Origin of the sequence: Sulfitobacter sp. LC.270.F.C4 (genome assembly GCF_032922545.1) — a bacterium.
Lineage (GTDB): Bacteria > Pseudomonadota > Alphaproteobacteria > Rhodobacterales > Rhodobacteraceae > Sulfitobacter > Sulfitobacter profundi.
The window spans coordinates 2,475,545-2,494,163 of record NZ_CP136692.1 but is presented as its reverse complement, the minus strand read 5'-3'; the positions used below and the strand labels follow the sequence as shown (position 1 = coordinate 2,494,163).

Annotated in this window: 14 protein-coding genes and 3 pseudogenes; 11 read left to right on the top strand and 6 right to left on the bottom strand. The window is 59.0% G+C overall.

The window, feature by feature from the left end:
* Window positions 1-31 precede the first annotated feature (31 nt).
* Together R1T45_RS16075 and R1T45_RS16070 are read left to right on the top strand one after the other, a co-directional pair.
* A pseudogene (locus tag R1T45_RS16075) lies at window positions 32-1,158 on the top strand (IS3 family transposase).
* 727 nt (window positions 1,159-1,885) lie between these two features.
* Entirely contained in the window at window positions 1,886-4,243 is a 2,358-nt protein-coding gene (locus R1T45_RS16070) for a polysaccharide pyruvyl transferase family protein (RefSeq protein WP_317389581.1), read from the top strand.
* Window positions 4,244-4,352: 109 nt separating this feature from the next.
* On the opposite strand, the pseudogene R1T45_RS16065 reads toward R1T45_RS16070, so the two are convergent.
* A pseudogene (locus R1T45_RS16065) lies at window positions 4,353-4,484 on the bottom strand (integrase core domain-containing protein); the annotation flags it as partial.
* Window positions 4,485-4,572: 88 nt separating this feature from the next.
* Between R1T45_RS16065 and R1T45_RS16060 the strand changes: the two are divergent.
* Window positions 4,573-5,924, top strand: a protein-coding gene (locus R1T45_RS16060; protein WP_317389580.1) for an IS3 family transposase whose coding sequence is annotated in 2 segments (ribosomal slippage) — window positions 4,573-4,909 and window positions 4,909-5,924 — 1,353 coding nt in all. Because the reading frame shifts where the segments join, the coding sequence is not laid out codon by codon here.
* Here R1T45_RS16060 and R1T45_RS16055 read toward each other — a convergent pair.
* Window positions 5,869-6,750 carry a hypothetical protein gene (locus R1T45_RS16055; protein WP_317389579.1) on the bottom strand — a complete coding sequence of 294 codons (882 nt, stop codon included), beginning with the start codon at window positions 6,748-6,750 and terminating at the stop codon, window positions 5,869-5,871. The genes R1T45_RS16060 and R1T45_RS16055 overlap by 56 nt on opposite strands.
* Window positions 6,751-7,024: 274 nt before the next feature.
* Here R1T45_RS16055 and dusA point away from each other — a divergent pair, with 274 nt between their 5' ends.
* The gene (dusA, locus tag R1T45_RS16050) at window positions 7,025-8,032 is read left to right on the top strand and encodes a tRNA dihydrouridine(20/20a) synthase DusA (RefSeq protein WP_317389578.1); all 1,008 of its coding nucleotides are present in this window, start codon (window positions 7,025-7,027) and stop codon (window positions 8,030-8,032) included.
* Window positions 8,033-8,034: 2 nt separating this feature from the next.
* Here dusA and R1T45_RS16045 read toward each other — a convergent pair whose 3' ends face one another.
* Window positions 8,035-9,222 carry a multidrug effflux MFS transporter gene (locus R1T45_RS16045; RefSeq protein WP_317389577.1) on the bottom strand — a complete coding sequence of 396 codons (1,188 nt, stop codon included), beginning with the start codon at window positions 9,220-9,222 and terminating at the stop codon, window positions 8,035-8,037.
* 184 nt (window positions 9,223-9,406) lie between these two features.
* Here R1T45_RS16045 and R1T45_RS16040 point away from each other — a divergent pair, with 184 nt between their 5' ends.
* Window positions 9,407-10,228 carry a sulfite exporter TauE/SafE family protein gene (locus tag R1T45_RS16040; RefSeq protein WP_317389576.1) on the top strand — a complete coding sequence of 274 codons (822 nt, stop codon included), beginning with the start codon at window positions 9,407-9,409 and terminating at the stop codon, window positions 10,226-10,228.
* A 151-nt stretch (window positions 10,229-10,379) separates the two neighbouring features.
* Window positions 10,380-10,634 (top strand): hypothetical protein, encoded by a 255-nt coding sequence (locus R1T45_RS16035; protein WP_120350741.1) that lies wholly within the window; start codon window positions 10,380-10,382, stop codon window positions 10,632-10,634.
* Between the two features lie 7 nt (window positions 10,635-10,641).
* On the opposite strand, the gene R1T45_RS16030 is transcribed toward R1T45_RS16035, so the two are convergent.
* The 3 genes from R1T45_RS16030 to ccmI are packed head-to-tail and all read right to left on the bottom strand — an operon-like array spanning window position 10,642 to window position 12,573.
* Complete coding sequence (locus tag R1T45_RS16030; protein WP_120350742.1) at window positions 10,642-10,881, bottom strand: DUF1289 domain-containing protein; 240 nt, start codon at window positions 10,879-10,881, stop codon at window positions 10,642-10,644.
* Window positions 10,874-11,347 carry a Holliday junction resolvase RuvX gene (ruvX, locus tag R1T45_RS16025; RefSeq protein ID WP_120350743.1) on the bottom strand — a complete coding sequence of 158 codons (474 nt, stop codon included), beginning with the start codon at window positions 11,345-11,347 and terminating at the stop codon, window positions 10,874-10,876. The genes R1T45_RS16030 and ruvX overlap by 8 nt, the downstream gene beginning before the upstream one ends.
* Window positions 11,344-12,573, bottom strand: coding sequence for a c-type cytochrome biogenesis protein CcmI (gene ccmI, locus R1T45_RS16020; RefSeq protein ID WP_132443690.1), 1,230 nt, complete (start codon window positions 12,571-12,573; stop codon window positions 11,344-11,346). Before ccmI ends, ruvX begins: the two co-directional genes overlap by 4 nt.
* 196 nt (window positions 12,574-12,769) lie before the next feature.
* Here ccmI and R1T45_RS16015 point away from each other — a divergent pair.
* The 5 genes and pseudogenes from R1T45_RS16015 (at window position 12,770) to R1T45_RS15995 (ending at window position 18,501) form a co-directional block, all read left to right on the top strand.
* Window positions 12,770-14,014 (top strand): annotated as a pseudogene (locus tag R1T45_RS16015) (sarcosine oxidase subunit beta family protein).
* 103 nt (window positions 14,015-14,117) lie between these two features.
* Entirely contained in the window at window positions 14,118-14,408 is a 291-nt protein-coding gene (locus R1T45_RS16010) for a hypothetical protein (protein ID WP_067630669.1), read from the top strand.
* A 111-nt stretch (window positions 14,409-14,519) separates the two neighbouring features.
* Window positions 14,520-14,849 (top strand): sarcosine oxidase subunit delta, encoded by a 330-nt coding sequence (locus tag R1T45_RS16005; protein ID WP_317389575.1) that lies wholly within the window; start codon window positions 14,520-14,522, stop codon window positions 14,847-14,849.
* Window positions 14,850-14,912: 63 nt separating this feature from the next.
* Window positions 14,913-17,930 carry a sarcosine oxidase subunit alpha family protein gene (locus R1T45_RS16000; protein WP_317389574.1) on the top strand — a complete coding sequence of 1,006 codons (3,018 nt, stop codon included), beginning with the start codon at window positions 14,913-14,915 and terminating at the stop codon, window positions 17,928-17,930.
* Entirely contained in the window at window positions 17,923-18,501 is a 579-nt protein-coding gene (locus R1T45_RS15995; RefSeq protein WP_317389573.1) for a sarcosine oxidase subunit gamma, read from the top strand. The genes R1T45_RS16000 and R1T45_RS15995 overlap by 8 nt, the downstream gene beginning before the upstream one ends.
* Window positions 18,502-18,619: the final 118 nt, after the last annotated feature.

The window sequence follows — 18,619 nt, the reverse complement described above, 5'->3', positions numbered from 1 at the left end:
GTGTATCCAACCCTTTTGGAAGGATACGAACATGGCAAAGCGCCGGAACTTTACAGATCAGTTTAAGGCCAAGGTGGCGTTGGAAGTGCTGCTGGGCGACAAGACCGTGTAAGAGATTGCCGCGAAGCATCAGCTGCACCCGAACCAGGTCAGCACGTGGAAGCGGCAGGCCATCGACGGCATGGCGGACGTGTTCTCGGGCGGCAACCAGAGCGGCCCAACCGAGGCAGATGTGAAGGAGCTACATGCCAAAATTGGGAGGTTGGCCGTTGAGAACGATTTTTTGTCGAAAGGGCTCAAAAGGTGAGCCCTTTCAAGAAACGGTCGATGATTTAGCGCGACCATCCTAGGCTGAGCGTCAGCCAGCAATGCAAGCTGGTGAACCTGAGCCGGTCGGGGTTCTACTACACGCCGGTCGGGATTGATGCAGCGACGCTGGAAATGATGAAAGCGATTGATCGGGTGTTCACCAAATATCCGTTCTTTGGGTCACGCTAGTTCGCGGCATATCTGCGCCGGGAGAGCATCATCGTGGGACGCCACCGCGTGCGACGTCTGATGGCAAAGATGGGCTTGGAGGCAATCTATAAACGCCCCAGAACCAGCCAGCCACACCCACAGCATCCGGTCTATCCTAATTTGCTGAGGAAGATGGTGATCGACCGCCCCAACCAGGTCTGGTGCGCCGACATCACCTTCGTGCCAGTCAAGAATGGCTTCCTGTATTTGGTGGCGATTATGGACTGGGCAACCCGGAAGGTGCTGAGCTGGCGGCTCAGCAATACGATGCATGCCAACTTTTGCGTCGAGGCTTTGAAGGAGGCAATCGCCAAACACGGCCCGCCAGAGATCATGAATACGGATCAAGGATCGCAGTTCACCGGATCGGCCTGGACCACCACGCTGAAAGACGCCGGGGTCTGCATCTCGATGGACGGGCGCGGCCGATACCTCGACAACATCTTCATCGAACGCCTCTGGCGGTCACTGAAGCAGGAAGCCGTCTACCTTGAGGAAATCCAAGATGGGTTCCAAGCTCGCAGGGTGATTAGCAACTGGATGAGATTTTACAACACTGAGCGGCCCCATTCCGCGCTTGATCGGCTGACGCCCGACGATGCATATTGGGATAGCGTGCGACGAGCGAAAGCAGCATGAAACCTAAACACGATACCCTTAGAGAAGCTGCAAACCTGTCCGAAAAGATGGGACCACTTCAATGATCACCATGACGAACCCCGACACCCCCGAAGACTTCAAACAGGGCCTGCTTGGCATGAACGTGAGGGCTGCGGGAGCTACAAGCGAGCTTATGAAAGCGCAACTGGCGAGAGTTTTCTCTTGGCCTATGGCGGCTATGCATATGATACGGTGCTGTTCGCGGCGGAGGCGATCAACCGCGCTGGTTTGGCCGACCGTTAGGCGGTTGAAATTCGAAGATAACGATCTGGTCACAGTGGACTGATCACCTGCGATGAACGGACGGGCAGGTCCGATAGGATTTTTCCCTGCTTCCTTGCCCCCCTAGGGGATCGGCAAATAAACCGGGGGAACCATGCTGCAGTTTATTCTCGATACGCTGATCACGCTGTTCAACATTGGCTGACAATGGGCTATCGACGGGACGCCGACTGGCCAGAGTATTTCAAGGACAAAGGGTTTGATCTTTGTCGGTTCGAAGTCGGGACTGAAAGATTTTACTGTCAACCCCCTCCGTAAATGTGGTGCACAAAGGCGATGCGTTATAGATGCGACAACATCCGCATTGAGTGGTGTGCTGTGAAGGTAGCCAGAAAGAAAGCAGGCGATTTGAAAATACATCGAGTATTCCGCGTTCTCGGTGGGGGCCGTATTCGAGGGGGCTCACCTTTTAAGGTTGTAATTCGTGGAAATAGAAAAATACTTAAGAAAGGGAGGTATGATGATGGCCCCAGAGCGTGCTAAGTCTCAGAGAGTTTTCTTGTCAGGTGACCATAGTCAATACCATGGCGGAAGCGCAGCAGTGATTTTAGCAATAAGGCGAATGTTGCCCGATGTCACGTTTGCAGAAACGGGGAGCCCCTTTGACACTCTCATTGTAAATGGCGAGGGATCTATGCACCATGATTCCGCCCATTTTGTTGCAAAGATGGAGCAGCTAGCAGCTGCCCAAATGCTTGGAAAAAAAACCTGTTTGGTGAATGCAGTCTGGCAGGAAAATAGTGGAAGGTTCGATGATGTTCTAAGAAATCTTGACGTGTTGACGTTGCGCGGTCCGGCCAGTGCTGCCGATATGTTTGAGCGACATGGCGTGGCTGCGTTCCACCATGCGGACTTGTCATTATTTGCCCCTATTGAGCCACGCGAGCCCGTCGTTGATTTCGGTGGCGCAACAGTTGTCACTGATTTTTTCAACAAGGACTTTGGCGGCTTCGTCAGAAGCACGTCGGGGCCATTTTCAAAGCTCCCCTATTTCAATCTTGCAGATTATGATTGGTCGGACGCGATTGCGACTTTGGCAACAGCAGGTGCGGTCCTGACGGGGCGTCATCACGTGATGTTCGCTGCGGTTCGTGCTCGTGTACCATTCATACTCATGGATGCTAATACACACAAATTGGCGGACCTCTTAGATGCCGCATCCGCAAAGCTTCCCGTTTGTAAGACACAAAGTGAAGCGGTGATTGCATTGAATAGAATTAAGACAAACCGTATCATTTACGATCGACTTTTTGATTGGGCTGAAAAACAAACCCCACCAAAATTACTTACCCAAACGCCGCCACAGCAACCGGCCAGTGTTTTGCCAGTGCATGAGCGCTTGAAGGACGCACGCTTACACTTACAGTTTAACCGCCCCCGAATTGCAATGGATGTAATCGCTGACCTTCTTGAAGAAGGGGGCGTTGTTCCAGATGCGCAATTGATTGCCGTGTCGCAGGCAAGCGGCGAAGGCTGGCGGGCTGCTCAACTTGTTGCTGACAGAATTGTATCAAGTGTTTCGCCGTTGCGTTGGCTTTCATCGATTGGCCGTTTTGGAGCCGATGCTGCGGGATGGGACAGATTGATCCCCGACAGCAAAGCTCCAATTTGGTGGCAGTCGGCCGTCGAGTTATTTCGCAATCTGAAAAGCCCTGAGGTTCTCGTCAATGAGGAGCAGATTCTGAACGTTCTGAGTTTAACCAATACCGCAGTTGAATATGAAGCGGCTCGGTTGGCAATGGAAGAAAGAGCCTCAAAGCTGTGGAGGATGGACGTTGCGGGTATCCTCAACAAACATGTCCACAAAGAGGAACTTCCAATGGCGTATGTCGAACATGTCTCAGCGATTTTTCCAGCGCGGTTTCATTTGTTTGGCGATGCAGAAATGAACGCTGCCCGTGAGCAGTTGGTAAATCCAGAGTTGGTTTGTCAAATTCGAATTTCGTACCTAGTCGAATATCTAAGGCGCAGTTCGAGCGATAAAAAACAATTATTGCGTGACGCGACTAGTGCATTGGACAGAGTGGTAGGCGCGAGACATCTGTTGCAAGTACGTGTGGCCGCAGTCGCATTGGCTGTGGAAGACAACGAAGCGGCGGCGAAAGCTTTGTCTAAAGCTGCTATTCCACAAAGCATTATTCAACAGTGTCTGGTGGTATCAAATTTCGCGAATAAATTGGTTTCCCCGACACTCGCCGGTCTTGCTGGAGTAGACGCTACCGATCTAGGTTTTTCACGGAGGGTTGGCACGCAGAAAAACCGCATCGCGGTTGTTGGAAATGGACCTCTTTCTTCAGATATATCACCAGATGAAATTGATGATCATGATCTCATAATAAGGATTAATGATTTTCTTCTCGGTGAAGCGTGGGGCAATAATGTTGATTATCACGTTACAGTTTTGACGGGCATGATCGGTTTTGGACAAGCAAACCTATCCAGAGTTCGGTTTGGAACGCTTATTAGAAAAGCTGACCTACCTTTCCAATTAACCAACTGGAAACCTACTGCACAGATTCTGGAATTCGGTCACAAAGTCGGTTTTTTGCCAAGGCTTTCCCGTGCTTCTCTTCAAAAGCGTATTGGGACGGAGGTAAGCACTGGTCTAGCCATCTTGTCAGAAATCGCTCATTTGCGCCAAAGTATGGCGGGGGTTTCAGTCTTTGGCATGCCACTTTTGTGCGGCGATACTGATAGGAGGCGCGTACAAAGCAGCGTTTCTCATTCCCGCCATTTTTGGGAGAGTGAGGCATTGGAATTCAAGCGACTAAGAGCTAAATGACCCTATGTGCTTCCCCGTGTGTATACATGATTAAGAGTAGTGCGTTTTTACTAACCAACCCGAGTGCCTGGGTAATCCCCCCATTTTTAATGGGGTCCAGCCGTAGAATTCACGCAGCCGTTTTCAGTTTCATTGCGGGTGTCATGCCGCCGATGCCCATGTTGGGTCGCTCGTTGTTGTAAGTCCAGAGCCATTGTGTTGCTTGGTCTTGTGCCTCCTCAATGGTTTCGAAGATGTATTGCCTGTCTGACGTCAGCGCTTATGGGTCCAAATAGCGTTATTTGATAAGAGAGAGTTCTTGGCTCATCGTAACCCCTCAGGAGTGGAAGATGAGACAGACAACTGGAACACGCAAAAGTCCTGGCGAGAAGATCGTCAAAGACATCAAGCGAGCGACCCGCAAGCACTATTCATCTGAAGAGAAGATCAGGATCGTCCTGGACGGCTTGCGTGGTGAAGACAGCATCGCTGAGCTGTGCCGCCGTGAGGGTATCTTTCAGGGCATTTACTACAAATGGTCTAAGGACTTCATGGAGGCAGGAAAGCGACGCCTTGCTGGCGACACGGCACGTGCCGCAAACACTGACGAGGTGAGGGATCTGCGCCGCGAAGCTCGTGATCTGAAGGAGGTGGTTGCGGAGCAGACGTTGGAACTCCGCTTGCTTAAAAAAAGCATGCTGGGAGATGGGGGCGAGCACGAATGAGATACCCCGCATCTGAGAAGTTGGAGATCATCCGCTTGGTTGAGGAAAGCCACCTGTCGGCTCGGCTAACGCTGGCCAAGCTCGGCATCCCCCGCACGACGTTCTACCGTTGGTATGACCGCTACCTCCAGCGCGGCGAGGCTGGGCTGCAGGATCAATCTCCCAAGCCCAAACATGTGTGGAACCGCATTCCTAACGAGGTGCGGCGCAAAGTTGTCAAACTGGCGCTACAAGAAACAGAGTTGTCACCGCGAGAACTGGCGGTGACCTTCACTAACAAGGAAAGCTATTTTGTATCAGAGGCTTCGACATATCGTATCCTGAAGGCACATGATCTGATCACCAGCCCAGCCTTCATCGTCATCAAGGCGGCCAATGAGTTCAGGGACAAGACCACAGCCATCAATCAACTTTGGCAAACCGACTTCACCTATCTCAAGGTTCTGGGCTGGGGGTGGTTCTATCTCAGCACGATCCTCGACGACTACAGCCGCTACATTATCTCGTGGAAGCTCTGCACAAATATGAGGACCCAAGATGTCACTGACACGCTTGATTTGGCCCTTCAGGCGTCCGGTTGCGATCAGGTTCATGTGCTCCACAAACCGCGACTGCTCAGCGACAACGGATCCAGCTATGTCTCTGGCGAACTGGCTGAATGGTTGCAGGACAAAGGCATGAAACACTCTCGCGGAGCGCCGTATCATCCGCAAACCCAAGGTAAGATCGAAAGGTGGCACCAGACCCTAAAGAACCGCATCCTGTTGGAAAACTACTTCCTGCCGGGTGATCTCGAAGCCCAGATCGAAGCCTTCGTCGATCATTACAACCATCAGCGTTACCACGAGAGCCTGAACAACGTCACACCCGCCGACGTCTACTTCGGACGCGACAAAGCCATTCTGCAAGAAAGGGAAAGGATTAAACGAAAGACGCTCGAAAGGCGGCGCTTGCATCACACACAACGCGCCGCATAATCACACCAATCAGATGAGCCAAACACTCTCTTAGTTTAGGCCGCGATTGGTCCCAAAAACCCTGACGACGGACAAAATCGAGTTCCGCCATTTGGGGGCGCCGGTTCCGCTCCTCGGATCGAGCCAGAATTTCGTCTTCCCAAAGGGTTTCCATGGCCAAGGACACAGCCTCGATCGGGAGCAAAGTTCCGCGCCTGTAAGCCCATTTCAAGGTTGCGGCCAAATGCGTCATGTATCCCGCCACAGTTTGCGGTGTTCTATCGCCATCCAAGAGCATCTCGGCAAAGTCATAGAGCTGCTTCTGCGTAAGCAATGAGACCTTGGTCTTCCCGAACTCGTGACCTCGTATATACTTGACGTTCTGCAGAGCAGACTTGCCAAGTTTTTTGCCGCGCTTCAGCCGATCGGCAATCACATCCGCGATCGTGGTGTCCGTGACGATCTGCAGGGGGAAACCGTGCAACTCGATCTCGGCGAGCTTCTTGTTCCGCCACTTCTTTACGTTTGCCAAGTGCTGGAAGGTTTCGCAGAGACTGCGGGACTTCCCATTCACCGTGCGTCGGATTTGGACCCGATATGTAACACGGCTGCCAGTAGTTTGAATGCGAGTGATGTTCAGTTCTTTGAAGTCGTCAGCTTTCTTTGACTTCTTGGCCTTAGCTCTCTTTTTGCTTGCAGACTCTGCGGAGGCAACGTTCTGCGTCGGCAAGGGGGTGATTGCTGGGTTCGAAACCTGTTCCCAAGCAGGGGCATTGTTACGGCAGGCGGCTCGCTCCGCGGTGATCATAGCCAAAACGTTCTTGGTGCTGTCGTCGATGGTGGTCATAAAGAAAGTTCCTTCTGTGCTGTTGTGAGAAGGAAGTCGGCGCTTCCGCGAAAAAAGTGTTCTCGGTTTGATTCCCGACTTCCTTGCTTGAGGGACAGCGCGAAGGGGCGGACCGCGGGGCGAACCAGGCCGGATGAAGTGGCGGTGTTCTGGCAATGCGGATCTGCTACACGGTAGCAATGCAGAATTGAAAACCCCGGATAATCGGGGAAAACCCCCGGAAATCCACGCATAGCGTGCTACATGAAGTTCATTCGGAGCTGAGGTTAAGAGATTGAAAAATAAGGTTGAAAAATCAGCCCGCCTGAGCGTGGCACCCATGATGGACTGGACCGACCGCCACTGCCGCTACCTCCACCGGCTGCTAAGCCGTGAGACGCTCCTTTATACCGAGATGGTCACCGCCCCCGCGCTGGTGCGGGGTGGGGCGTTGCATCTGCTGGATCATGACCCTTCGGAACATCCCGTGGCCCTACAACTTGGCGGGTCGGACCCCGCAGAGCTGGCACGGGCAGCACGGTTGGGGGCTGACGCGGGCTATGATGAGATTAACCTCAATTGCGGCTGCCCGTCTGATCGGGTGCAATCGGGCGCCTTTGGCGCGGTCTTGATGCAGCAGCCGGGGCTGGTGGCAGACTGTGTGGATGCCATGCGCGCGGCCTGCGATGTCGAGGTGACCGTGAAATGCCGTATCGGCGTGGACGATCAGAACCCTGAGGAAATCTTGCCCGAGTTCCTCGCGCGTATCGTGGCGGCGGGCTGCACCCGGGTCACGATCCATGCGCGCAAGGCGTGGCTGCAGGGGCTGAGCCCCAAGGAAAACCGCGATATTCCGCCGTTGGACTATAATCTCGTGCATCAGATGAAGGGGCTGTTTCCGAACCTGCATATTTCGGTCAACGGTGGGGTCACATCGCTCGATCAGGCCGAAGCTTTTCTGGATGCCGGGTTAGATGGCGTCATGGTGGGGCGCAGCGCCTATCATGCGCCGACCGATATCCTCGCCAGCGCTGATCGGCGCATCTACGGGCGGGGTACTGACAGGAGTGCAGAGGCCGCGGTGCAGGGGATGTTGCCCTATATCGAGGCGCATCTGGCCAGCGGCGGGCGTCTGGGGCAAATCACCCGGCATATGTTGGGGCTTTTTGCCGGGCGGCCCGGCGCGCGGCAGTGGCGGCGAATCCTGTCCGAAGGGGCGCATAAGCCCGGCGCGGGGCCGGAACTGGTTGAGGGCGCCTTGGCCGAGGTCGCCGCGGCGCAGGAAATCGCCGCGGCGGGGTAGGGTTAGACCGTGGGCTCTGCCACCGGGCGGGGCCGCAGCAGCGCCAGCGTGAGCAGGGCGGCCACCAGTCCGCAGGCCGCAATCGCCCCCAGCATCGGTGTGACAGTCCCGTCAAAAAACGGCCCGGCCAGCGCAATGGAGAGGCCACCCGCCACCATCTGCAATGTGCCGCCCAGCGAAGAGGCGAGACCAGCGATATCGCCGTGATCGTCCAGCGCCACGACCATCACTGTCGGCACCACGACGCCAAGGCAGGCATTGGCGCAAAACAGCCCCGCCATCACCAGATAGAGGCCCGGATCGGTTGCCAGCGCCGTGACAAAGATCGCGGCAGAGAAGAAGACGAAGCCCGCCACCCCGCGCCGCACAAGGCTGCGCATGCCCCAGCGTTCGCCCAGCCACCCCGCCAGTTGCGAGGCCGAGAAGAAGCCGACCGCGTTGACCGCAAAGGCCAGCGAAAACCCCGTCGGCCCCAGCCCGTATTGCCCGGTATAGACAAAGGGCGCAAAGGCGATGAAGACAAAGAATGACCCCATGGCAAAGCCGCCGATAAAGGTCAGCCCCATGAAAATCGGATCGCTCAGCAGCACTTTCGCCCCACGCCAAAGGTTGCGCGGGTTGATCCGCACGCGGCGTTTGACGGGCAGCGTCTCGGGCTGGGCGAAGGCGGTGAGTGCCAGCGCGGCGATGGCCAACACGCCCAGAGTCACGAAGATCGCGCGCCAATCGGCAAGCGCCATCACCGCGCTGCCCGCCAGTGGGGCCAACATCGGCGAGATCGAGATCACCAGCATCAACATCGCCATCAACCGCGTGGCCTGCGTGCCAGTATATTGGTCGCGGATGATTGCACGCGGCACCACCATCAGCACCGCACCGCCAAGCCCTTGCAGCGCCCGCCAGCCGATCAGCGCCGTCATCGTCGGCGCAAAGGCGGCCCCGAAGGAGGCGATCAAGAACAGCACCAGCCCCACCATGATCGGCAGCTTGCGCCCCGCCTGATCGGCCCAAGGACCGTAGAAAAGCTGGCCCAGACCGAAGGCGATGAAATAGGCAGTGATGGTCGCCTGAACCGCCGTCTCTGACGCGCCATAGCTGGCGGCGATGGCAGGCATGGCGGGAAGATACATGTCGATGGCGAAGGGGCCGACCAGCCCCAGCAACCCGAGAATGAGCGCTGAACGTAGCACGTGATGTCCTTTCGGATGGGATGGCCGGGGCCAAATGGGCAAGGCGGCAAGCGCAGACCGATGTCTGGGGCCGACTTTCGCGCGCAACCTAACCCCCCTTGGGGGAAGTGCAACCCCGGCGTTATCGCTTGAACCCCCGGCGCGAAAGGGCTTGATAGGCGCATCGACAGCCGGGAGGGGCCACATGCCAGAGTTGAACGATCTTTTGCCGATGCTGGTGCTTATCGCCCTGATCGGAGGCTTTGCCGGTGTTCTGGCAGGGCTGCTGGGTGTGGGCGGGGGGATCGTCTTGGTCCCGGCGTTTTTCTACGCGCTGCAGTCGCTGGGCTATGACGGTCCACAGCTGATGCAGATTTGCCTTGCGACATCACTGGCGACGATCATCGTCACCTCTGCGCGCTCGGTTCATGCGCATAACAAAAAGGGCGCGGTCGATTGGGAAATCCTGCGCACTTGGGCGCCGGGGATCATGGTGGGGGCCATCTTGGGCGTGCTGCTGGTGGCGCAATTACGCACCCAGACGCTTCAGGCGATCTTTGGCGGACTGGCGCTGATTGTCGGGCTCTACCTAGGGTTCGGGCGCAGCGATTGGCGCTTGGGAGAGACCATGCCGCGTGGCATCAAACGTGCGATCCTGTCGCCGATGGTCGGGTTTCTGTCGGTGCTGATGGGGATCGGTGGCGGCAGCTTTGGCGTGCCGCTAATGACGCTCCATGGTCGGCCCATTCACCGGGCCGTGGCCACGGCGGCGGGCTTTGGGCTTTTGATCGCCGTGCCCTCGGTGATTGCCTTTCTCTTCGTTGATATCGCGCAAAGCCGCCCGCCCTTGACCATCGGCGCGGTTAATCTAGGTGCCTTCGGGATCGTCGTGACAATGACGCTCATCACCGCGCCTTGGGGCGTGCGGTTGGCCCATGCGATGGACCCCAAGCCGCTCAGACGGGTCTTTGCCGTGTTTCTGGTGCTGGTGGCGCTAAATATGTTGAGAAAAGCACTTTGGGGCTGAGTTGACCCGTTTTTGACCTTAAACCTGCCGGAATGTGACGGTTTCTGCCCAATTTCGGACAATGTTCATCAAATTGCCGCAATCTCGACACAAACAACTGGCTTACTGCCTTAACAAACGCAGAATCATCCGAACCAAGGGACGTGACGAGATGCGCCGAAGCGGGACCAAAGCGATCATCCTCAAAGGGCAGGGCAGTGACCTCGCCTATTGGAAACCTGCGCGCCGTGGCCGTCGGGCATTTCGCTTTGACGGGATGTTCACCCGCGAAACCAGCCTGACATTTGCCCGTGCCTCGGTGCCCGCGGCCAATTACAACGCGACCCCGATGGGCCTCCACGATGCCACGAACGGCGAAGCGGCTCTTATTTTCCTGAACGAGATCGTCCAGCGTCGCGGCGCCTAAGGCCGCGCTAGTCGCGCCGTCGTGCCAGTTTCGCCGCGCGGCCCCCGCGCCGTTTTGCGTGGGCGCTTTCACGTTGGGGCAACTCCGCCATGATGGCGCGGCGTTCCTCCGCGCTCATCGCCGACCAGCGGCCAATCTCATCAATCGACCGCAGACAGCCCGTGCAGAGTCGGCTTTCGGGGTGCACCACGCAGATGTTGATGCAGGGGCTTTCGACCTCATTGCGCTGCCAGAGCTTTTTAGTCACGGCGCATCACCTGCAAACGGTCCAGCAGCCCCTGAAGGATATAGCCCGCGGCCACATGGTCGATCACCTCGGCGCGGCGTTTGCGGGTGGTGTCGGCCTCTAGCAATGCGCGTTCGGCGGCCACGGTCGACAGCCGCTCGTCCCAATAGGTGATGGGCAGCGGCGTGAGCCGGTCGAAGTTGCGGGCGAAAGCGCGGGTCGATTGGCAGCGCGGCCCTTCTGAGCCGTCCATATTGCGCGGCAATCCCAAAACCAGCCCACCGATACGGCGCTCGGCGATGATCTCGGCCAGACGGGCGGCATCCACGCCGAATTTCTTGCGCCGCACGGTTTCCAGCGGGGTGGCGACGGATTGGAAGCTGTCGCTCACCGCGACGCCGATGGTCTTTTCGCCCAGATCAAGCCCGATCAGCGCTTGCATCGGGGGCAGGGCGGCGATGAAATCTGCCGTGTCGTCGTAAATCATCCTGCCACTCCTGCACGTTCTCCGGCGCTGCGGATCATGTCCAGCGCCGCATTATCGCCTGAAAAGACCTCAAGCGCGTTGTCATAGACCGCGCGGGCCTGATCGGTGTCCCCCAAAACGCCGAGCGATGTGATCAGCCGCGCCCAGTCCTGCGGGGGGCCTCCTTCGCTGGCCAGACGATCCGACAGGCCAGCCACCATGCCGCCGATCATTTCCATCCGGTCGTCCGCGCTCATCTCCGAGGCGGCTTCAATGTCTTCGGCGGATGGCCCCCGCGCAGGGGCGCCGGTGCCGATCTGAGGCATTTCGTAATTCACCCCGGCAAGGCTGGCGACCTGCGAAATCTGCGCGCGGATCGGCTCGATCCATGCCGCATCCGCAGGCCCGCGCCGCAACAGCGCGTCCCAAATGCGGAAACCGACATCCGGCCGCCCAGTCTGCACCATCATCAGGCCAAGGTAATAGCGTGCGCGGCCATCCTGCTCATCGCGGTTGAGCACTTCCCGCAGGGCGGTTTCCGCCTCGGGAGAGACATAGCCCCCCGCTGCCAGCACCAAAAGTTCGGCGTAATCTGCGATATCCTTCGCGGTCCGGTCCGCGCCCTTGAGACGCAGCACATTGCCCTGCGCCTCGGCTGCGGCGGCGAAATTACCGACACGGGCCTCGTTCTGCGCCAACAGGGTCTGGCCCTGCAAATCCTCGGGCCGTTCTTTGACCGTGGCGCGAAGCTGCTGCATCAGCGCGAGGTAATCCGCGCTCAGCCCCTCGGTACTGGGGCTGGCAGGCAGGCTTTCCACCGCGCTTTGCTGGCTGGGGCGGTTGCGGCGCATGTCTTCGGCAAAGGCGATGCGGTCGGCCAAGGCCAGATCGCCATAGCCGGGCTGCCCCAGATGCCAGTAGAGCGCCAGTGATCCGGCACCCAAGACCACGACCCCTGCGATCAGCACGACGGGCGCGGGCCGCGAGGTGTTTTGCTTGCCCCCATCCTGCGCGGCATCGGCGGCAAGGATGCGGCGCGAAATCTCGGTGCGGATCCGGACGGCATCGGCCTCAGACACCACACCGCGGGCCAGGTCACGCTCGACCTCGTCCAATTGGTCGCGGTAGACCTTGAGATCATAATCCGCCTGTGCGGGGAGGGGCGTATCCGCACCGCGCCACGCGGCCCGCGCTAGAAAACCGCCCACGACAAGCGCCATCGCGCCAGAGAGAAACCAAAATATCATGCCCTCTACCTAACCTTTGACCGGCCCCGACAAAAGACCGCAAATGCCGCGCCCCCTGCGGCATTTTTCACCAATCGCGCCACATGTCGCAAAACCGCATCCAAATGCCGTGGTGGTCATTTCGAATATCTGCTCCTAGGCTCAGAAAAGACCTCAGCCGCCCGCGCGGCCCGAATCCTTGCCGGGAAGTGACGTGATGAAGAAATACTCCGTTTTCGCAGTGGCCCGAGAGGCCATGCGCCATCATACGGGCTGGACCCGCGCCTGGCGCGATGCGCAGCCCAAGAAACGCTATGATGTGATCATCGTCGGCGCAGGCGGGCATGGGCTGGCCACGGCCTATTATCTGGGCAAGAATTTCGGCATCACCAATGTAGCGGTGCTTGAAAAGGGATGGCTCGGCGGCGGCAACACCGGGCGCAACACTACGATCATCCGCTCGAACTATCTCCAAGACCCTTCGGCCGCGATCTATGAAAAGGCGCGCAGTCTCTATGAGACGATGAGTTAGGATTTGAACTACAACGTCATGTTCAGCCCCCGCGGGGTGATCATGCTGGCGCAGACCGAACATGAGGTGCGCGGCTATCAGCGCACGGCGCATGCCAACGCGCTTCAGGGCGTCAGCACCGAATTCATCGGGCCGGACCGGGTTAAACAACTGGTGCCGATCATCAACATCGACGGGCCGCGCTATCCGGTGCTCGGCGGGTTGTGGCAAGCGCGCGGCGGCACGGCGCGGCATGATGCGGTGGCTTGGGGCTATGCGCGGGCCTGCTCGGATATGGGCATGGACATCATCCAGAAATGTGAGGTCACCGGCGTGCGCCAGACGGGCGGTAAGGTCACCGGCGTCAGCACCACGCGCGGCGATATTGAGTGCGATAAGCTGGGCATGGTGGTGGCCGGGCATTCCGGGCAGTTGGCGAATATGGCGGGCTTCCGTCTGCCGATGGAAAGCGTCGCCCTGCAAGCGCTGGTCAGCGAGCCGATCAAACCCTGTATGGATGTGGTCGTGATGGCCAATACGGTGCACGGCTACATGAGCCAGTCCGACAAGGGCGAGATGGTCATCGGTGGCGGCACGGATGGCTACAACAACTACACCCAACGCGGCAGCTTTCATCATATCGAAGAGACCGTGCGCGCGCTGGTTGAGACCTTCCCGATGATTTCACGGCTCAAGATGTTGCGGCAGTGGGGCGGGATCGTGGATGTGACCGGCGACCGCTCTCCGATCCTCAGCAAGACCCCGGTTGAGGGGGTCTTTATCAACGGCGGCTGGGGCACGGGCGGGTTCAAGGCGATCCCCGGGTCGGGCTGGGGTTTTGCCGAGTTGATGGCCAAGGGGCATTCACCGCTGACCGACGCCTTTGGGCTAGAGCGGTTCGCCGAAGGCCGCTTTATCGACGAATCCGTGGCCGCCGGGGTGGCCCATTGATGTTGCGGATCGGCCACAAATCGCTGAAGCGTTGTATTGCGCGGAACGATTTCGCCCGCGCTGGAGTTGCCTGTTCAGACATTGAATATAACGGAGCTGAACAATGGCAACCCCGGAAAACAACCGCACAGACCACGTTGATCACACCAACACCACCACGACCACAACCACGACTGACCGTGGCGGCAGCAGCGGCCTTGCCTTTATCGTTGGCGCGGTTGTCGTTGTCGTGGCTCTGCTGGCCTACTTCCTCTTTGCAGGTGGCGACATCGACGGTGCGAATGACGTTAACGTCAACGTCGAAGGCGCAACCGAAAGCACAGGCGAAGCCATCGAAGGCGCAGCCGAAAGCACAGCGGACGCCGTCGAAGAGACAGCCACACCGACTGAGTAAACCGACTTTGGCAGCGTCCCGCGTGGCGCTGCCCTCTCACGACCGACGCCGTTCCGCGCTTTTGCGCCGGGGCGGCGTTTTGCCGTTCTCCATACGACAAGGAGCCTGCCCATGCTGATCCTCACCTGTCCTTGCTGTCATGTCACCGCCGAGGAGACAGAGTTTCACGGCGGCGGTGAAGCGCATCTGAAACGTGTCGGCCCCGGCGGCGCGGACGACGATTTCGAGAGCTATCTGTTCATGCGCGAGAACCCGAAGGGAGTGCATCTGGAGCGGTGGCGCCATGTCTATGGCTGTGGCAAGTGGTTTCACATGGCCCGTGATACCGCTACGCTTGAGGTCTTTGGCAGCTATGCGGCCCAGACCTTCGCCCCGCCCGATCACATCCGTGATGCGATCCGCAAACGCCATCCCGACTGGCAGTGGCGCAGCGCCAACTAGCCCCGTTCGGTTCCGATCCCCACATCGGCATCCCTCTTTCTTCAGCCCGCAAGGTTTTCCAAGATGAGCACAAGACTGGCCACAGGCGGCCGCCTGCTGAACAAAAGCAAACCGCTGAGTTTCACCTTCAACGGCAAGCAAATGCGCGGCTATGAGGGCGACACACTGGCCTCGGCTCTGCTGGCCAACGATCAGGTGTTGGTCGGGCGCTCGTTCAAGTACCACCGCCCGCGCGGCATCGTGACCTCCGGCCCCGAAGAACCCAACGGTTTGGTGGGGCTGGGCCAAGAGGGGCAGTTCGAGCCCAATGCCCGTGTTACGACGACCGAACTGCATGAAGGGTTGGAAGCGGCGAGCCAGAACCATTGGCCGAGCCTTGAGTTCGATGTCGGCGCCCTTAACAATCACCTCAGCCGCTTTCTGCCCGCGGGGTTCTACTACAAGATGTTCATGCATCCGCGCCCACTGTGGAAGCATCTCTACGAGCCGATCATCCGCCATTCCGCAGGCCTGGGCAAAGCGCCAAAGGCGGCGGATGCGGATACCTATGAACACTTCCACGCCTTCTGCGACGTGCTGGTCATCGGCGGCGGGGTCGCGGGGCTGCAAGCGGCGCTGGCGGCGGGGCTGAGCGGCGCGCGGGTCATCGTGATGGAGCAATCCGCCCATTGGGGCGGGCGTGCGCCGGTCGATGGGGGCACGGTGGATGACGCACCGGTTGAGGATTGGATTGCCCGAACGCTTGACCGTCTGCGCGGCATGGAGAATGTCGACCTGCGCGACCGGACCATGGGCGCGGGTGTCTACGATCACGGCTATGTGCTGGGCTATGAACGGCTGCGGGATCATGTGCCGGAGGATGCCGGACCACGCCACCGGCTGTGGCGCGTTCGGGCCGGGCATGTGATCACCGCGACAGGCGCGATTGAGCGGCCTTTGAGCTTTGCGGGCAATGACGTGCCCGGCGTGATGCTGGCCTCGGCCATGCGCGACTATGTGGCGAATTACGGGGTCTCGCCGGGGGACCGCACTGTTCTGGTCACCAATAACGATAACGCTTATCTCACCGCCATTGCGCTAAAGCAGGCGGGGCTGGATGTGCCTGCCGTGCTAGACGCCCGGGTATTGCCGCAAGACAGCGAATTGGTCGCAAAGTCCAAGGCGCTCGGCATTCGGGTGGTCATGGGCCATGCGGTTTCCTCGGTTCAGGGGGGCAAGCGCGTGACCGGCGTGGCGGTCTGTTCGCAGGCGGGCGAAGGCGCGGTGCTGGAAGAGATCGCCTGCGACGCCGTCGCCATGTCGGGCGGCTGGTCGCCCGTGGTGCACCTGTGGTCCCATTGCGGCGGCAAGCTGACATGGGACAAGACGCATGCCTGTTTCCGCCCCGATCAGGATCATCCGCCCACCGGCGCAGATGGCCACGGTTTCGTCACGCCCGCGGGGGCTGCGGCGGGGGTCTTCGCGCTCGACGACGTGTTGCACGACGCCCATGCCGCCGCCGATGGGGTGGCCACCTCGCTCGGGTTCAAGATGCCGCGCGATTTCACCTCGCCCGAGGCCGTGCGCCGCGAGGAAGCGCCGATGATGCCGGTCTGGCAAATGCCGCAGGGCGCCAGCGTCAAACTGCGCGAGAAGACCTTTCTCGATTACCAGAACGACGTGAAAGTCTCAGATGTGCGTCTGGCCGCGCAAGAGGGCTTCGTCTCGGTTGAACATGCCAAACGCTATACTACGCTCGGCATGGCCACGGATCAGGGGAAGCTCAGCAATATCAACGGGCTGGCCACGCTAGCAGGCGCGCTGGACGCCGAGATTCCCAAGGTTGGCACCACCACCTTCCGCCCGCCTTATCACCCGATCTCGATGGGGGCGATTGCGGGGTCGGCGCGGGGCGATACCTTCCAACCGATCCGCCGCACTCCGCTGCATGATTGGCACGCGGCCAATGGCGCGGTGTGGGAGCCGGTCGGCCAATGGCGGCGGCCCTATGCCTATGTGCAAAGCGGCGAAAGCACCCATGACGCGGTGATGCGCGAGGTGTCGAATACGCGGCAAAACCTCGGCCTGCTGGATGCCTCGACACTGGGCAAGCTGATCGTGCGCGGCCCGGATGCGGCGCGGTTCCTCGACATGATGTACACCAATATGATGTCGACGCTGAAGCCCGGCAAATGCCGCTATGGGTTGATGTGCAATGAAAACGGTTTCCTGATCGACGACGGCGTGGTCGCGCGGCTGGATGAGCAGACCTTCCTTTGCCACACCACCACTGGCGGCGCCGACAGCATTCACGCGCATATGGAGGAATGGCTCCAGACCGAATGGTGGGACTGGAAAGTGCATGTGGTCAACGCCACCGAACATTACGCGCAAGTTGCCGTGGTCGGTCCTAACGCCCGAAAATGTCTTGAGAAACTCGGCGGGATGGACCTGAGCCGTGAGGCGCTTGGCTTCATGGAATGGACCGACGGTGAGCTTGGGGGGTTCAATGTGCGCGTCTTCCGTATCTCTTTCTCGGGCGAGCTGAGCTATGAGATCGCGGTCGAGGCCGGGCAGGGGCAAGCATTCTGGGACGCACTGCTGATTGCTGGGCATGACTTGGGCGTTATGCCCTATGGCACGGAATGTTTGCATATCCTGCGCGCCGAGAAGGGTTTTATCATGATCGGGGATGAGACCGACGGCACGGTGATCCCCCAAGACCTTGGCCTCAACTGGGCGATCTCGAAAAAGAAAGACGACTACCTTGGCAAACGCGCCCAGCAGCGCAGCCATATGCAGGACCCGACACGCTGGAAGTTGGTGGGGCTGGAGACCACGGATGGCAGCACCCTGCCGGATGGCGCATATGCGCTTGGCGAAGGAGAGAATGAGAACGGGCAAAAGGTGATGCAGGGGCGTGTGACCTCGACCTATCATTCGCCGACGCTCGACCGCGGCATTGCGATGGGGCTGGTGCTGAACGGGCCAGATCGCATGGGCGAGGTGCTGACCTTTCCCGGCACTGATGGCAAAACCTATGAGGCGATGATCGTCGACCCGGTGTTTTATGATCCCAAAGGGGAGAAACAGAATGTCTGAACCCGTGACCGCGTTGAAGAACGCCCGCTATGACGCTGGTATCGCTACGATTTCCGAAGTCGCGCCCTTGGGTATGATCACCATTCGCGGCGATCTGGATGCCCCCTATGTGCGCAAGGTGACCAAAAAACTCACCGGCGTTGACCGCCCGGAGCACGGGCAGTGCCAGTTCGAAGGCGCAGCCGGTGTGGCTTGGATGTCGCCCGACGAACTGCTGCTTTTATGTCCGCATTCGCAGGTGCCAGAGGTGCTGGCGCGGCTGCATGCGGCCTTTGAGGATACCCATACCACGGCGGTGGATGTCTCTGGCGCGCGGGCGGTGTTTCGCGTCGAAGGCCCCCATGCGCGCGAGGTGCTGGCCAAGCTGGCGCCGGTCGACCTCGCCCCCGGTCAGTTCACCTCCGGCATGTTCCGCCGCACCCGCATGGGGCAGGTGCCAGCGGCCTTTTGGCTGCGCGAAGACGGTGCCTTTGAGGTGATCTGCTTTCGGTCGGTTGCCCAGTATATGATCGACCTGCTCAGTGTCGCGGCCCAGCCCGGCAGCGAGGTGGGCCATTTCCAAACGGTATAAGTCGGGAGAAAAACTGACTATTTCGCTTGGAACGGATGTGATTTGCAGACGTTGACCTTGACGTTGGCGCTTGATCCCCATCAAGTGGCCGCAGCGAAATTCCCAAATGAGGAGGCCC

Excerpts from the sequence above, each read along its gene's own strand:
- ruvX (WP_120350743.1), bottom strand. The coding sequence starts at position 11,347 with ATGATTTACGACGACACGGCAGATTTCATCGCCGCCCTGCCCCCGATG.
- R1T45_RS16055 (WP_317389579.1), bottom strand. The coding sequence starts at position 6,750 with ATGACCACCATCGACGACAGCACCAAGAACGTTTTGGCTATGATCACC.
- R1T45_RS15995 (WP_317389573.1), top strand. The coding sequence starts at position 17,923 with ATGTCTGAACCCGTGACCGCGTTGAAGAACGCCCGCTATGACGCTGGT.
- R1T45_RS16010 (WP_067630669.1), top strand. The coding sequence starts at position 14,118 with ATGGCAACCCCGGAAAACAACCGCACAGACCACGTTGATCACACCAAC.
- R1T45_RS16005 (WP_317389575.1), top strand. The coding sequence starts at position 14,520 with ATGCTGATCCTCACCTGTCCTTGCTGTCATGTCACCGCCGAGGAGACA.
- ccmI (WP_132443690.1), bottom strand. The coding sequence starts at position 12,573 with ATGATATTTTGGTTTCTCTCTGGCGCGATGGCGCTTGTCGTGGGCGGT.
- R1T45_RS16035 (WP_120350741.1), top strand. The coding sequence starts at position 10,380 with ATGCGCCGAAGCGGGACCAAAGCGATCATCCTCAAAGGGCAGGGCAGT.
- R1T45_RS16000 (WP_317389574.1), top strand. The coding sequence starts at position 14,913 with ATGAGCACAAGACTGGCCACAGGCGGCCGCCTGCTGAACAAAAGCAAA.
- R1T45_RS16040 (WP_317389576.1), top strand. The coding sequence starts at position 9,407 with ATGCCAGAGTTGAACGATCTTTTGCCGATGCTGGTGCTTATCGCCCTG.